Annotated in this window: 12 protein-coding genes; 8 read left to right on the top strand and 4 right to left on the bottom strand. The window is 68.2% G+C overall.

Annotation, left to right across the window (positions count from 1 at the left end; translation table 11 throughout):
• Positions 1-50 precede the first annotated feature (50 nt).
• Both Q0044_RS09785 and Q0044_RS09780 read left to right on the top strand, forming a co-directional pair.
• Positions 51-1,913 carry a phosphoenolpyruvate carboxykinase (GTP) gene (locus Q0044_RS09785; RefSeq protein ID WP_298161852.1) on the top strand — a complete coding sequence of 621 codons (1,863 nt, stop codon included), beginning with the start codon at positions 51-53 and terminating at the stop codon, positions 1,911-1,913.
• Between the two features lie 54 nt (positions 1,914-1,967).
• Entirely contained in the window at positions 1,968-2,990 is a 1,023-nt protein-coding gene (locus tag Q0044_RS09780) for an NAD(P)/FAD-dependent oxidoreductase (RefSeq protein WP_298161851.1), read from the top strand.
• Here the strand turns inward: Q0044_RS09780 and Q0044_RS09775 are convergent.
• Complete coding sequence (locus Q0044_RS09775) at positions 2,971-3,714, bottom strand: TonB family protein (RefSeq protein ID WP_298161849.1); 744 nt, start codon at positions 3,712-3,714, stop codon at positions 2,971-2,973. The genes Q0044_RS09780 and Q0044_RS09775 overlap by 20 nt on opposite strands.
• A 192-nt stretch (positions 3,715-3,906) precedes the next feature.
• Between Q0044_RS09775 and Q0044_RS09770 the strand changes: the two genes are divergently transcribed.
• Both Q0044_RS09770 and spbR read left to right on the top strand, forming a co-directional pair.
• Entirely contained in the window at positions 3,907-4,698 is a 792-nt protein-coding gene (locus tag Q0044_RS09770) for a transglycosylase SLT domain-containing protein (RefSeq protein WP_298161848.1), read from the top strand.
• Positions 4,699-4,773: 75 nt separating this feature from the next.
• On the top strand, positions 4,774-5,919 hold the full coding sequence (gene spbR, locus Q0044_RS09765; RefSeq protein ID WP_298161847.1) for a SpbR family protein: 1,146 nt from the start codon (positions 4,774-4,776) through the stop codon (positions 5,917-5,919).
• 302 nt (positions 5,920-6,221) lie between these two features.
• On the opposite strand, the gene Q0044_RS09760 is transcribed toward spbR, so the two are convergent.
• The 3 genes from Q0044_RS09760 to Q0044_RS09750 form a co-directional block, all read right to left on the bottom strand.
• Complete coding sequence (locus Q0044_RS09760) at positions 6,222-6,701, bottom strand: RNA-binding protein (RefSeq protein ID WP_298161846.1); 480 nt, start codon at positions 6,699-6,701, stop codon at positions 6,222-6,224.
• 64 nt (positions 6,702-6,765) lie between these two features.
• Positions 6,766-7,545, bottom strand: coding sequence for an NAD kinase (locus Q0044_RS09755; RefSeq protein WP_298161844.1), 780 nt, complete (start codon positions 7,543-7,545; stop codon positions 6,766-6,768).
• Between the two features lie 51 nt (positions 7,546-7,596).
• Positions 7,597-8,733 carry a DUF2336 domain-containing protein gene (locus Q0044_RS09750; RefSeq protein WP_298161842.1) on the bottom strand — a complete coding sequence of 379 codons (1,137 nt, stop codon included), beginning with the start codon at positions 8,731-8,733 and terminating at the stop codon, positions 7,597-7,599.
• Between the two features lie 156 nt (positions 8,734-8,889).
• Here Q0044_RS09750 and Q0044_RS09745 point away from each other — a divergent pair, with 156 nt between their 5' ends.
• From Q0044_RS09745 to Q0044_RS09730, 4 genes are all read left to right on the top strand, one after another.
• Positions 8,890-9,654: a class II aldolase/adducin family protein gene (locus Q0044_RS09745; protein ID WP_298161841.1), complete on the top strand. Its 765-nt coding sequence runs from the start codon at positions 8,890-8,892 to the stop codon at positions 9,652-9,654.
• Positions 9,654-10,439 (top strand): hypothetical protein, encoded by a 786-nt coding sequence (locus Q0044_RS09740; RefSeq protein WP_298161840.1) that lies wholly within the window; start codon positions 9,654-9,656, stop codon positions 10,437-10,439. The genes Q0044_RS09745 and Q0044_RS09740 overlap by 1 nt, the downstream gene beginning before the upstream one ends.
• A 120-nt stretch (positions 10,440-10,559) precedes the next feature.
• Positions 10,560-11,714, top strand: a complete 1,155-nt coding sequence (locus tag Q0044_RS09735) for an efflux RND transporter periplasmic adaptor subunit (RefSeq protein ID WP_298161838.1) — start codon at positions 10,560-10,562, stop codon at positions 11,712-11,714.
• Positions 11,714-14,962, top strand: coding sequence for an efflux RND transporter permease subunit (locus tag Q0044_RS09730; RefSeq protein ID WP_298161837.1), 3,249 nt, complete (start codon positions 11,714-11,716; stop codon positions 14,960-14,962). Before Q0044_RS09735 ends, Q0044_RS09730 begins: the two co-directional genes overlap by 1 nt.
• Positions 14,963-15,033 lie beyond the last annotated feature (71 nt).

Genomic DNA, 15,033 nt, shown 5'->3' with positions numbered 1-15,033 from the left:
AGGCCACGGCGGCGACAGACCAGCCGGGCCGACGCATCAGGAGAGTTCGCGTGGATTCCAGCACCGCCGTACCGGGCCTTCGCCCGGCGCCGACCCGTCATCAGGGCCTGATCGCCTGGGTCGAACAGATCGCCGCCCTGACCAGGCCGTCACGGGTTCACTGGTGCGACGGGTCGGAGGCGGAGAAGGCGGCGATTATCGCCGACCTGATCGACAAGGGCACGCTGAAGGTCCTGGACCAGACCAAACGGCCCGGCAGCTACTATGCCGCCTCCGACCCCCGCGACGTCGCTCGGGTCGAGAGCCGCACCTTCATCTGTTCCACGGACGAACAGGACGCCGGCCCGACCAACAACTGGGCCGATCCGGCCGAGATGCGCGAACGGATGGCTGGCCTGTTCGACGGCTGCATGGCCGGCCGGACCATGTATGTCGTGCCCTTCTCCATGGGGCCCCTGGGCTCCGAGCTCAGCGCCCTCGGTGTCGAAATCACCGACAGCGGCTATGTCGCCGTCTCGATGGGCATCATGACCCGCATGGGCCAGCCGGTGCTGGACCTGATGGGAGACGAGGGTGTCTTCGTGCCGGCCGTCCATACGCTGGGCGCGCCGCTGGCCGAGGGCGAGGCCGACGTGCCGTGGCCCTGCAATGCCGACAAGTGGATCGTCCACTATCCCGAGACGCGCGAAATCTGGTCCTACGGCTCCGGCTACGGCGGCAACGCCCTGCTGGGCAAGAAATGCTACGCACTGCGCATCGCCTCGGTCATGGCCCGCGACGAGGGCTGGCTGGCCGAGCACATGCTGATCCTCAAGCTGACCAATCCCGAGGGTCAGGCCAAGTATATGGCCGCCGCCTTCCCGTCGGCGTGCGGCAAGACCAATCTCGCCATGCTGCAGCCGTCGATCCCGGGCTGGAAGGCCGAGACGATCGGCGACGACATCGCCTGGATGCGCTTCGGCGATGACGGGCGTCTGTACGCCGTGAACCCGGAAGCCGGCTTCTTCGGCGTCGCGCCGGGCACGAGCCGCAACACCAATCAGAACGCCCTGGCGACCCTGGCGACCAATACGGTTTTCACCAACACGGCCCTGACGGCCGATGGCGACGTCTGGTGGGAGGGCCTCACGAAGGAGGCGCCAGAGGGCATGACCAACTGGAAGGGTCAGCCGCACGATCCGGTGTCCGGAGAACCGGCGGCTCACCCGAACGCCCGCTTCGCCGCGCCCGCGTCCCAGTGCCCGACGATTGCGCCGGAGTGGGAGGACCCGAGGGGCGTGCCGATCGACGCCATCCTGTTCGGCGGCCGCCGCGCCAGCGCCGTGCCTCTGGTGACCGAGGCCTTCGACTGGGAGCATGGGGTGTTCATGGGCTCGACCGTTGCCTCTGAAGGCACGGCGGCGGCGGAAAACGCCATCGGAACCCTCCGCCGCGACCCGTTCGCGATGCTGCCCTTCTGCGGTTACAACATGGGCGACTATTTCGCTCACTGGCTGAGCCTCGGCGAGAAGGCCGATCCGGCGAAACTGCCGGGCGTCTATTTCGTCAACTGGTTCCGCAAGGACGAGGACGGCCGTTTTGTCTGGCCGGGCTTCGGCGACAACGCCCGCGTCCTGAAGTGGATTTCCGAGCGGCTGGACGGCAAGGCTGAGGCGCTGGACACGGCCGTCGGCCGCGTGCCGACGCGGGCCGCTCTGGATCTCGAAGGCCTGTCCCTGTCGGATCATGGCCTGGCGACCCTGCTGGATGTCGACGTCGACGTCTGGTCCGAGGAAGCCGCCCTGATTCCCGAGTTCTACGCCCAGTTCGCCGACCGTTTGCCTGCCGCCCTCTGGCGTCAGCACGACGCCCTGGTCGACCGGCTGGACGCTGCGAAGGACGAACGCGAGGCGGCGGAACTTGCGGCAGAATAGGTCAAGGGTTGCCTGAGGCTTGAAATCCCCGCCCGGTCGGTCGAAGGACCGGCCGTGGCGGACATCTCCTGTGACATCCTGGTGATCGGGGCCGGCGTGCTGGGCCTGTCGGTCGCCGCCGAACTGAGGGCACGCGGGCACGATGTCCGCGTCGTGGATCCCGGTGGGCCGAACGCCTCTTCGGTCGCTGCGGGCATGATCGCACCGGCCTTCGAAAGCGTGCTGGAAAGGGTCGATGCCGACAGGGCGGCCTTGCTGCGCGACGCGGCGGCCCTGTGGCCGGAGTTTGCTGCGCGGTCAGGACTGTCGCTGGACACAAGGCCGGCCGAGTGGCGTGGGCCGGATGCGGGCGAGGTCGCTGAAGCGCTCTGCCGTCTCGGCTTCCCGGCAAGTGCGGCGGGCGACAGGGTCACAGCCGGGAGCGACGGACGCATCGATGCGGTGATGGCGCTTGAAACCCTTCGGGGGGGACTGGGCGCCGGTCTGGTCGTCGCCGAGGCACGGAGTGTCGTCTCGACGCGCCGGGGCTGGTGTGTCGAGACAACGGCTGGCCCGATCGAAACTCGACAACTGGTTATTGCCACCGGGGTCGCTGCCGCCTTGCCGGGCCTGCCGCCGATGGTCAGGGACTTGATCAGCGGGATCGAGCCGATCGCCGGTCAGATCGGGCGGACCGAAGCGCCTCTGACCGACAGGGTGGTGCGCGGCGCCGGGGGCTATGTCGCGCCGGTATCGGCAGGATCTCTGATCGGGGCGACGATGGTCCGCCGCAGCCGGGATGCCGTGCCTGACCCGGCGGAGTCGGCGAGGTTGATCGAGGTCGCCATGCGGCTGTCCGCAGCGGCGGCTCCGGAGGCAGTCGAATGGCGAGGCGGCGTACGCGGAGCGACGGCCGACGGCCTTCCTCTGGCGGGCACGGTGGGCACAGGACTTCATCTCGCCCTGGCGCCGAGGCGGAACGGCTGGCTGCTGGGACCGCTCGTCGGCCGTATCGTGGCCGACGGGGTCGAAGGGCGGCCGCGCGGATCCCACGCGACCGCCCTCGACCCGCTTAGGTTCAGTCCTCAGGCAGGGTGAAGCGGATGCCGATGCTGACCTGGGCTCCGTCGATCGCCTGACCGTCGACCGTCCGGGGACTCATCCGGAAGTAACGGGCCAGCTGCTGGGCCGACCGGCCGAAGCCGTAACCTCCTGGTGTTTCCGATACGACGGTGCAGCCTGTTACCGTACCGGCCGCTTGGACGCGGCAGCTGAGCGTGGCCGAGCCCGCGACCTCGCCGGTGAGCGCACGCGAGGGATAGGCACGCGTCAACTGGTCCCCGGTGGGGCGGCTGATCCACTGCGGCGAGCGGATGACCGGAGGGCTGCGCGGCGCTTCTACGGCTGGTTCGGCAGCCGCACCGGTCGCCGCTGCAGGATCGACCAGAACCGTCGTGTTGATGACCGGGCCGGTCGCGGCGGTCGGGACGTCGGGAATGACCGTGGCCAGAGTCTCGACATTTGCGGGCGGCGTCTCCGGACGATGCACCGGCGGATTCGGCGCCGGCGGGTCTATTGCGATGACCGGGGGCGGCGGCTTGCGTTCGAGCACGATGACGCTGCCGTCGATGACCCGCGGCTCGCTGCGGTCCGGCGGCATTTTGAGTTCGAACCGCTGGTAGTACAGCGCCGTCCCGACCCCGATATGGGCGAGAGCGACCACGCTGATCGCGATCCATGTCGCACGGGGCAGGGGCTTTCGCCGCTCGCCGAAGTCGATGGGGCTGACCAGTCCGGGGCCGCCTGCGGTTTGTATCATCATGGCCGTCACTTCCCTCTCAGTGCCGCTCCCCAGCAACCCATGGGAGAATGACGCGCGCGGCTCATGGCGGGATTGGGGCGTCCGAAATCACCGTTTCTGACTGAACGACGATCAGGAAACCATCTGGAGCGAGAGCGACGTCGTTAACCGACATTAACGCTCGATTAACCATGATCTCCGAGCCTGCGCCGCATGAGCGTCGGAGCGATTCCAGCGTCGGGAGGAGTGGAGGCCGCGATTCGACGCGCCTCGAACTCGACCGGCGTGGACTACGATTTCCTGATGCGCACGGCGCGGCGGGAAAGTTCGTTCAATCCCAATGCCAAGGCGCCGACGTCCTCGGCCTCGGGCCTGTTCCAGTTCATCGAGCAGACTTGGCTGGCAACGGTGAAGCAGCATGGGGCCAAGCACGGATACGGCCAGTATGCCGACCTGATCCATCGCGGATCGGATGGTCGCTGGCGCGTCGAGGGCTCGGCGCGGAACGTGGTGCTGGACCTTCGCTTCGATCCCCAGGCCGCATCGATCATGGCGGGCGAGCTGACGGCGTCGAACGCCGCCTATCTCCGTGGCCGGACGGGGCGGGAGCCGGGCGCGGGCGACCTCTATGCCGCCCACTTCCTCGGACCTGCGGGCGCCGCCCAGATCATGGAAGCCATGCAGACCCGGCCGGGATCCAGCGCCGTGGCCATGTTCCCGCAGGCGGCGGCGGCCAACCGTTCGATCTTCTATCGCGACGGGCGGGCGGCGACGGTGGCCGAGGTTCACGCCAATCTCCAGCGCACGGCCGGGGAGGGCGGGGCGGTGACGCCGGTCGGTCCTTCGGCGCCGCCGCTGAGCGAACAGGATCAGGCCCTGGCGGCCCGGCTTGACCGGCTGAAGCAGGACCAGAGCCTGCTGGCCTTGCTTCTGGGTCAGGACGGCGACGGGAAGGGCGGGGGTTTCGGCGGGGCATTCTCGCCTGAGGCCAAATCGGGCGCGTGAGGCCATAGTAAACCGGGCGTTAAGCCTGCAGGTTCACCCTGACGTCGTCCGACCGCGACTCGCCAGAAGAACCCCATGACCGCCCATCGCGCCCGCCTGACCGAGTTCGACATCCGCCGCCTGATCAAGGCGACCGATGACGACGAACGCGCCTCGGCCGCCCACAAACTGTGTCGCAGCATCGACCGGGCCGATCTGACAGACGAGGATCGCGATGCGGCGCAGAAGATCCTGCGGGTCCTGGCCAACGACGCCGCCGAACTGGTGCGCCGGGCCCTGGCCGTGACGCTGAAAAGCTCTGATCTCCTGCCGCGGGACGTGGCCCGGATTCTGGCCGCCGATGTGGATTCCATCGCCCTGCCGATCATCGGCTCGTCGCCCGTGTTCAGCGACGAGGACCTGATCGAGATCGTGCGCGCCGGCTCGGCAGTGCGGCAGGTCGCGATCGCCGCCCGTCCGACTGTCTCGCGCGACGTGGCCGATGTTCTGAGCACCGACGGCTGCGAGACCGCAGTTCGAACCCTGGCCTCGAACGACAACGCCGACCTTTCGGAAGGCGCGATGGGCAAGGTGGTGGACCGGTTCGGCGACAAGCCCGAGGTCGTCGCGGCTCTGGCCTATCGCCAGGTCCTGCCGCTGGACATCACTGAACGGCTGGTCGCGCTTGCGTCAGATGCCGTGCGTGAACACCTGATCACCCGCCACGCCGTGGCGCCGGAGACCGCGATCCGCCTGTCGGGCTTCGCCCGCGAGCGGGCGACCGTGGATCTGATCGACCAGGCAGGGGCCAGCGCCGATCTGACGACCTTTGTTTCGCAATTGAATGCGCGGAAGGCCCTGACGGCGTCCCTGCTTCTGCGGGCCCTGGCGCGCGGCAAGATGACCCTGTTCGAGCATGGGCTCGCCGAGTTGTCGTCTACGCCGCATCAACGCGCCTGGCTGATGGTGCACGATGCGGGGCCGTTGGGGCTGAAGGCGATCTACGACCGGGCCGGTCTGCCGCCGCGTCTGTTCCAGGCCTTCCGGGCCGGGGTCGACACCTGGCGTCAGCTTTCGGCCGAGGGCGCGGATACATCCGGCGAGGCCTTCCGCGAGCGGATGCTGGAACGGTTCCTGACCCAGCGGCCGAACGCGCCGAGGGATGACCTGGCCTATCTGATGGAGCGGCTGGATCAGCCGGCCGTCGCGCCCGGCAGAATGACGGCCGCGAACGCAGCCTAGGACGTTCGTCCGCGCAGTCCGGACGAAAATACCCTGACGAAACGGACGAAACGGTTAGTCGCCCGAGCAATTTCAGGGGTTTGCCTGGCGAGTAAATGTCCGCCGGACAGGATTATGCGAAATTGCCTGTTGGTCGGCGCACCTGGATTGTCAAAGACCGGACAACGGCAGTGTACGTGCGTTTAACCGGGCGCCTCAGATAAAGGCTCTCGTCAGGGCCGAGCATTGATTTCAAAAGCGGATTCGGACGATCCGTTGATGGGTATCAAAGACGAACCGTCTCCAGCCGGGAGAGGGAGCGCTTACCCGGCCCGGTGCGCGGCGACCTTGGCTTCGAGCGTTTCCGACAGGACGCGGCCCGTGGGATGGTCGTCGGTCTGGATCTGGTCGCGGACGACGGCGCGGATGGCGTCGATGTGGGCGTCGATCAGCATCATCGGGGCGTCGAGGCGCTTGATGGGATCGTCCATCAGCTTGCACAGCGAACCGGCGAGACGGGTGACCAGGGGATACTGGTAGGTGGCGCCAAGACCCTTCAGGTCGTGGGCGCGGTAGTACAGGCCCTCGGCCGTAGCGGCGTTGTAGCCTTCCGCGCGGATCGCGGCCTGGGCGGCGTCGAGTTTGGTGATTTCGTCCTGAAGCCACTGGCCGAATTGGCCGGACATCGCCTTCAGGGCCTCTTCGGCCTTGGCGATGGCGTCGGCATTGATGCCTCCGAAGCCGCCGCCGACCTTGGCGCGCAGCATGTTGGGCGGACGGATGACCTGGGCCGGATTGCTCACGACGACTCCTGAGAACGAACCCGCACAAGATGCACGCGGGGCCTTAAGAACCCGTGACTTGCAATCAGCCCGTAAATTGCTCCGCCAGAACGCGTTCCTCGAAGGACCGGCCGGCGTCGAACAGCATCGTCAGGCCGACGTCGCGGCGTTCCTTGACGGCGACCTTCACGACGTGGCGGATCTCCAGTCCGTCGGCCACGGCGCTGACGGGGCGTTTGTCGGCTTCCAGCACCTCGAACTCCACTCTGGCGCGGTGGGAGAGCAGGGCGCCGCGCCAGCGTCGGGGCCGGAAGGCGCTGATCGGCGTGAGCGCCAGCATCCGTGCATTGATCGGGATGATCGGTCCATGGGCCGAAAGATTGTAGGCGGTGGACCCGGCGGGGGTCGCCACCAGGCAGCCGTCGCAAGTCAGCTCCTCCAGCCGGACCTTGCCGTCGACGCTGATCCTGAGCTTGGCTGACTGGCGGGTCTGGCGCAGCAGGGAGACCTCGTTGATGGCCAGCCCCGTGTGGGTCTCGCCGGTCCCGGTCACGGCGTCCATCTGCAGCGGGTGGATGACGGCGCGGCCTGCGGCGGCGATCCGTTCGGGCAGGCCTTCCTCGTCATAGTCGTTCAACAGGAACCCGACCGAGCCCCTGTTCATGCCGTAGACCGGAATCTTGCGCATCAGATTGGCGTGCATCGTCTCAAGCATGAAGCCGTCGCCGCCCAGGGCCACGATAACATCGGCCTGGGCCTCCGGAACTCCGCCGTAGCGTTCGGACAGCCGTTCGCGAGCCTGCGCGGCCTCCGGCCGGTCGCTGGCGCAAAAAGCGATTCTGAGAGAGGACGGGTCTACGCTCACCCGGTCACGAGAAGCCGAGCCTGCGAGGGAAGTCAAACGCCTCGCGGTCGTTCAGGACCCGATGTGACCCATCAGAGCGCGGAATTCGCGCATGGCTGCTGACGGCGGCAGGGTCAGCCGCCCCGCATAGCCTTCGTCGCCGTCGCCGGGCCAGCCGCCGTTCAACTTCCGGATTTCATCGAGGACGGCCGGGAAGACGGCCCGGTCGATGCCGACGGCGGCGCAGGCCAGGAACAGGGCGTCCGGGCTGGGGCGCACGATCGCGGCGCGGATATGGGTGATCGGGAAGCCGCCGAGGGCCGCGATACCATGTTCGAACAGGCTCAGGCGTTGTTCGCGCACGGCCCGGATCAGGAAACCGGCCCGCAACTGGCCCGAGCTCTGCAGCTTGGCGACGAGCCGCCGTTCCATCTCCTCGGGATCGGTGACATCAGCAGCCGCGATGCCGAGCGGCTCGGCTCCTCCTGAAGGAGTGGGCCGGACGACGGTGTCGATGGCCTCTACGAGCTTGCTTTCATCGACGCGGAACCGCTCGCCGATCGCCTCGCGCAGGGATTGACCCACCCACTGATAGAGTTGCGTCGCGAGGGCGTCGTTCAGGCGCGGGTGTCGGGTCAGGGGCGCGCGCAGGGCGGCGATGCGCCGCGACTGTTCGACCAGCCGGCCGAGCGCGTCATCGCTGACCTCGGCGGTCTTGTTGCCGGCCAGGGCCGTGAGGCTGGCCGGTTCGCCGCGGTCGATGATGGCGTCGGCGACGCGACCGCTGATGTGCGGACGACGGGCGACTTCGATCTGATGTTCGATGGTGGCCTCGACCAGGACGCGCAGAAGGTCCTGATCCTTGAGCAGCGGGCTCCGTGCGATGACGGGCCGCGCGATCTCGATCTCGTCCAGCGCCAGCATGGCGATCAGCGCGGGCGGGGCCCATTCGGCGGCGGCGAGGCTGTCGGACAGGGCCTTGCGGATTTCGCGTTCGGCCTGACGGGCGATGACCATGAAGATCTCGCCGAGGATGGGGGAGGCCTCGGCGCCGGGCGGGGTCGCGTCGCAAAGGGCGGCGATGCCGAGCAGCAGCCGGCGGCGGTCGTCCACGTGTTTGCTTCGCGCCAGCTCAAGCAGATGTTGTGCAGACGACAGGGTCTCCGTGTCCGAAGAGCGATGGGACTGAAGCTTGACGACTGCGGTCACGGCGAACTCCGGCCGGATTTGAATATCCGACGGGGCCACCTTGGCCGTGGGTGGTGAAAACTCGGTTAATCAAGGCTGAATGCCGTTTGCCTTGACCCGATCGGAGGTTGGCGCGACGGTAGGCGTCGCCCGCAAAGAGGCGATGGAGGAGTCAGTATGGCCGACGGCGCCGCCCAGTCCATGAAATCGCGAGTGTCCGCCGAGGAATGGCAGGCGCGGGTCGATCTGGCCGCCCTGTACCGGCTGGTCGCCCTGCACGGTTGGGACGACATGATCTTCACCCATATTTCCGCGCGGGTGCCCGGTCCGGAACACCACTTCCTGATCAACCCCTACGGCTACTATTTCGAGGAGATCACGGCCTCGTCTCTCGTGAAGGTCGATCTGGACGGGAACATCGTCCAGGAGACACAGAACTTCATCAATCCGGCCGGTTTCACCATTCATTCGGCCATCCATGGGGCGCGCGAGGATGCGCACTACGTCATCCATCTGCACACCGTGGCCGGCGTCGGGGTGGCGGCGCAGCAGGAGGGCCTTCTGCCGATCGGCCAGAACGCCTGTCTGTTGCAGCACCAGGTCGCCTATCACGGCTATGAGGGGCTGGCGCTGAACCACGACGAGCGCGAACGGCTGGTGGCCGATCTGGGCGACAAGCCGCTGATGCTGCTGCGGAATCATGGGACGCTGGCGGTCGGTCAGACCGCGGCGGCGGCCTGGGTCGGAATGTTCTTCCTGGAGCGGGCCTGCGCTCAGCAGATTGCGGCCCTGTCCGGCGGACGCGAGCATGTGCTGATGGCGCCGGACGCGGCCCAGGCCGAGACGAAGGAGCAGGGGCGCGGGATCGGGTTCGTTTCCGCCCTCGCCTGGCCCGGCGCGCTGCGTCTGCTGGATCGCAAATCTCCAGGCTACGACGCCTGATGCTGCATCGCTGCCTCGCGGGCCTGCTGCTCGCGACGGCGGCCACCTCGGCCTCGGCCAACGCCTGGACCCAGCAAAGGGGAAAGGGCCAGGTGATCGTCAAGGCAGAGGCGATGCGGGCGAAGGAGGGGTACGACCCTACGGGCGCCGTCCTGACCTTGCCGGCGGAGCGGGAGGATCGCTCGCTGGGGCTGTTCGTCGAGTACGGGCTGACCGAGACCTTGACGTTGCAGTTCAAGGGTGACTGGCAGTCGGGGGAGGACGCTTTCGTCGACTATGTCGGGCGGGGACCCGTCGAACTCGGCCTGACCTGGCAGGCGTATCGCGACGATCGCAATGCCGTCAGCCTCTATGCCGGCTATGCGATGGCGGGCGACGGGCGCAACGCCGGCTATGCCGCGCCGGGCGTAGGCGACCAGGACTGGGAGGTCCGCGTGTCCGCAGGCCGGTCACTGGGCGGGCCGGGCCGGGGGCTTGCGGGCGGATGGGGGCCGGACCGGTCTTTCGTGGAAGTCCAGGCGGCTCGAAGGATGCGCGACGGCCTGCCGGACGAGACGCGGGCGGATGTCACGTTCGGGAGCCACTTCGGCGAAGGCTGGATGGTCCTGGGTCAGGCGTTCGGCGGAATGACCGACGGTGACGGCGCGCGCTGGCTGTCGGTCGAGACTTCAGTGGTGCGCAATCTCGGCCAGTGGAGTCTGCAGGCCGGGTGGCGACGCACCGTCGCGGGACGGGAGACGCCGCTCGCGGAGGGCGCGGTCATCGCCCTGTGGCGACGGTTCTGATCCGCGACCGAATGGCGCGACGGAAACCGGAACGGCAGGCGTTACATACTCTTTAGGTTGCCTCTGGGGTCGGAATGGTTATTCCGGGCCCCGCCCGCTTGCTTTCAGAGACTGTGCCGCGTGATCAGACGTCATTCGTTCCTCGTCATCGCCGCCGCCGTGCTCGGTCTGATGATCGTCGCCGCCGTGCTGCGCGTCGCCTTCGCGGGCGATGGAGGCAGCGCGGGTGGCCCGGGCGGCGGCCGGGGCGGTCCGGGCGGCGGGCGCGGTCAGACGGTGTCGGAAGCGGTGGTGACGCTCCGTCCCTTCAGCGACCAGATCAATGTGCTCGGCGTCGCGCGCGGGCGACGTTCCGTGAACATCACCTCCAGCACGTCCGAACTGATCACGGCGGTCCTGTTCTCGGACGGCCAGCGGGTGGCGGCGGGGACGCCTCTGGTGCAGCTTCAGGCGCGCGAGGAGGACGCCAGCATCATCCAGGCCCGCGCCCAGGTGGCGCAGGCCCAGCGCGAGTACGATCGGTTCCGGGAACTGGCCGAGCGGGGAGTCGCGCCCCGGGTCTCCGCCGAGGACGCCGAGACCGCGCTGGAAACGGCCCAGGCCGCCCTGTCCGCCGCCGAGGCGCGTCGCGGGGACCGGATGATCCGGGCGCCGTTCGCCGGCACACTCGGGCTTTCCACGGTGACGGCAGGGACGCTGATCAGCCCGGGGGCGGTGATCGCCACCCTGGACGACACGTCTGTGATCCGGGTCGATTTCCCGGTGCCCGAACGGTATCTCGGCGTGCTGCGTCAGGGCTTGCCGATCGTGGCCACGGCCGACGCCTACGGGGCCGAACAGTTCTCGGGCCGGATCGCCCTGATCGACACCCGGATCAATGAGACGACCCGCGCGGTGACCGCGCGCGCCGAGTTCCCCAATCCCGGCGGGCGTATCCGGCCGGGCATGCTGATGCGGGTCGGTATCCAGCAGGGCCAGCGGCAGACGCCGTCCGTCCCTGAATCCGCGATCCAGTACGAAGGCGACGGGGCGTTCGTCTATCGTATCGCCGCCGGCGAGCGGGGATCGACCGCCCAGCGGGTGACCGTCGAGACCGGCGCGGTCGAGAACGGCTTTGTCGAGATCGTCTCCGGTCTGTCGGCCAGCGACCGGGTCGTCGGCTCCGGCCTGAACCGGATACAGCCCAATGCCCCTGTGACCGTTGCGGGCGCGGGCGGTGGTCCAGGCGGCGGCGCACGCCAGGGCAATGCGCAAGTCCCGGCGGCCACGCGATGATGCTGTCTGACGTCTCCGTCCGGAGGCCGGTGTTCGCGGCCGTGGCCGCGATCGTCCTTTGCGTGATCGGGGCGGCGGCCTTCTTCTTCCTGCCGGTGAGGGAACTGCCGGACGTGGATCCGCCGATCGTCTCGGTGTCGACCGCCTATGCAGGGGCCTCGGCCGAGGTCATCGAGAACCGGATCACCGAGCCGATCGAACAGCAGGTCGCCGGCATCCAGGGCGTCGAGCGGATCACCTCGTCCAGCCGCGACGGCCGATCCAACGTCACCATCGAGTTCGCCCTTGATCGCGACATCGACGTCGCCGCCTCGGACGTGCGCGACCGGGTCAGCCGGGTGCAGGGCCGCCTGCCGGATCAGGCCCAGCCGCCTGAAGTGTCCAAGGCCGATTCCGACAGCGCCCCCATCATGATCCTGTTCCTGCGGTCGTCGTCGATGAACCGGCTGGAACTGACCGACTACGCCGACCGCAACCTGCTGGACCGTCTGGCGACCGTGCCCGGCGTTGCCCAGGCCCAGATCTACGGCGAGCAGCGCTACGCCATGCGGATCTGGCTCGACGCCGCCGCCATGGGGGCGCGCGGCCTGACGGTCTCGGATGTCGAACAGGCCCTGACCAGCCAGAACGTCGAACTGCCGGCCGGTGCCCTGGAGTCAACGGACAAGGACTACACCGTCCGCGTGGCGCGGACCTATGCCCGGCCCCAGGACTTCGCCCAGCTGCCGATCGGCACGGCCGGGTCCGCCTCGATCGGATCCAGCGGCGCCTCCGGCGCGGTCTCGACCGGCTCCATCCCCAACGGTTCGGGCGCGACCGGCGCCCTGCAGGCGCGCGCCACCTATGTGACGCGGCTGGGCGACATCGCCCGCGTCGAGGAAGGGCCCGCCGAGGTGCGGCGCCTGTTCCGCGGCAACGGTCTCGATCAGATCGGTCTGGCCGTCACCCGTCAGGCCCAGTCCAACGACCTTGAAATCTCCAAGGGCGTCACGGCTCTCGTCGGCGAGTTGCAGGGCACCCTGCCGCCGGGCACCGAACTGGTTGTGGGCTCGGACAACTCGGTCTTCACCTCCCATGCGATCGACGAGGTCTGGATCACCATCGGCATCTCCATGGTGCTGGTGGCCCTCGTGAATTTCATCTTCCTCGGCAGTTTCCGGGCGGCGCTGATCCCGTCGATCGTGGCCCCGATCTGCCTTCTGGCGACCTTCATCGTCCTGGCGCCGCTGGGCTTCTCGCTGAACCTGCTGACGCTGCTGGCCCTCGTTCTGGCCATCGGCCTCGTCGTCGACGACGCCATCGTCGTGACCGAGAACATCCAGCGCCGCCTCGACCACGGCGAGCCGCCGCTGGTGGCCGCCGAGCGCGGCACGCGTCAGGTCTTCTTCGCTGTCATCGCCACGACTGTGACTCTGCTGGCCGTCTTCGCCCCCCTGCTGTTCCTGCCCGGATATGTCGGGCGGCTGTTCGTCGAATTGGCGGCGGCGATCGCCGCGGCCGTGGCCTTCTCGGCCTTCCTGGCGCTGAGCCTGTCGCCGATGCTGGCCTCAAAGATCCTCAGGCCCGCCGCCGGCTCCGGCTGGCTGGCGCGGAATGTCGACCGGGCGATGGAGGGGCTGAAAACCTCCTACGCTCATTCGCTGGACGCCATGGTCGGCCAGCGGTTCGCCGTCATCGGAGTCTCCCTGCTGATCCTGCTGGTCGGGGCCGGGGCCGCGGGCATGTTCCTGACGTTGCCCGATGAGCTGGTGCCGCCGGAGGATCGGGGCCGCGTTCAGGTGCGGGTCGCCGGGCCTGAAGGCGCGGGTTTCGACTATACCCGCAACATCATGATGGGCCTCGAACCGATCCTGGCCGAGTACAAGAACGCCGGCGAGGTCGAGAGCTTCCTCATCTCATCTCCCGGCTTCGGCGGGGGCAGTTTCAACTCCGGCAATGCGTCGCTGATCCTCAAGGACTGGTCCGAGCGCGACCGGTCCGCCGACGAGATCGCCCAGGAGCTGAACGGCAAGCTGCGCGGTCAGACGGGGGCCCAGGTCAATGCCTCGGTGCCGGGGGCCTTCCAGCGTGGCGGGGGCGGTGGCGGTGGCGGCGGTGGCGGAAACTCGATCGAGGTGATCGCGACCGGTCAGGAATACGAGGAGATCTACAACTGGCTGCAGCCCATCCTCGCGGCGGCTCAGGAGAATCCGGGCTTCTCGCGTCCGCGTCTGAACTATGAGCCGAACGCGCCCCGCCTGCTGGTCGATGTCGATCCGGAGAAGGCCGCCGCCCTCGGCGTGTCGTCCCAGGAGATCGGGCGGACGCTGGAGACGATGTTCGGATCGCGCCGGGCCACGACCTATATCCGTGGCGGGCAGGAGTACGATGTCATCCTGCAGACGGATCGTGCCGACCGGACGTCGATCGCCGACCTTGAACGGCTCTATGTTGGCGCGGGCTCGGGAGCGCTGGTCCCTCTGTCTTCGGTTGTCACGACCCAGACCTCCGGCGATACGCCGGACCGGCGACGTCTGGATCGGCAGCGGGCCATCACGATCAGCGCCGACCTCAATCCCGGTACGACCATCGCCGACGCCGTCGCCTTCATGGAGGCGGAGATCGCCAAACAGCCGCAGGGCGTGGTGAGCATCCAGTACGGCGGCGCGGCGCGGGACCAGCAGGAGGCCGGCGGCGCCGTGGCCTGGGCCTTCGGCCTGGCTCTGCTGCTCGTCTTCCTGGTGCTGGCGGCCCAGTTCGAAAGCTGGATCACTCCGGCGGTGATCATGCTGACCGTGCCGCTCGCGGCGGCCGGGGGTCTGTTCGGCCTGCTCATGGCCGGGTCGAGCCTGAACATCTATTCGCAGATCGGACTGATCATCCTGATCGGGATCGCGGCCAAGAACGGCATCCTGATCGTGGAGTTCGCCAACCAGCTGCGGGATCAGGGTCGCTCCATCAAGGAGGCCATCGTCGAGAGCTCGGCGCTGCGCCTTCGCCCGATCATCATGACCTCGATCGCCACGGCGTTCGGCGCGCTCCCGCTGGTCCTGTGGCAAGGCGCGGGGGCGGGGAGCCGCCAGACCATCGGCGTGGTCATCTTCGCCGGAGCGATGTTCTCTACGCTGCTGACCCTGTTCGTGGTGCCGGTGATCTATGGCGCCCTGGCTCGCTTCACGCGGTCGCCCGAATACACGGCCCGCAAGATCGAGGAGTGGGAGGCCCGGGAAGCGACCGCCAACGATCCGATCCCGGCCGCGGCGGAATAGGCCTCACCACGTCCCGGATCCCTCGAGAGAGGCGGGGTGCGTCGTGTCGCCGCTGGACTTTCCCGTCGCTC

Source organism: Brevundimonas sp. (assembly GCF_027484365.1).
Taxonomy (GTDB): domain Bacteria; phylum Pseudomonadota; class Alphaproteobacteria; order Caulobacterales; family Caulobacteraceae; genus Brevundimonas.
Note: the sequence above shows the minus strand (reverse complement) of the source record. Positions and strands in the feature narration are given on the sequence as shown.

Coding starts and splice junctions, on each gene's coding strand:
- Q0044_RS09775 (WP_298161849.1), bottom strand. CDS start 3,714: ATGATGATACAAACCGCAGGCGGCCCCGGACTGGTCAGCCCCATCGAC.
- Q0044_RS09770 (WP_298161848.1), top strand. CDS start 3,907: ATGAGCGTCGGAGCGATTCCAGCGTCGGGAGGAGTGGAGGCCGCGATT.
- spbR (WP_298161847.1), top strand. CDS start 4,774: ATGACCGCCCATCGCGCCCGCCTGACCGAGTTCGACATCCGCCGCCTG.
- Q0044_RS09745 (WP_298161841.1), top strand. CDS start 8,890: ATGGCCGACGGCGCCGCCCAGTCCATGAAATCGCGAGTGTCCGCCGAG.
- Q0044_RS09740 (WP_298161840.1), top strand. CDS start 9,654: ATGCTGCATCGCTGCCTCGCGGGCCTGCTGCTCGCGACGGCGGCCACC.
- Q0044_RS09730 (WP_298161837.1), top strand. CDS start 11,714: ATGCTGTCTGACGTCTCCGTCCGGAGGCCGGTGTTCGCGGCCGTGGCC.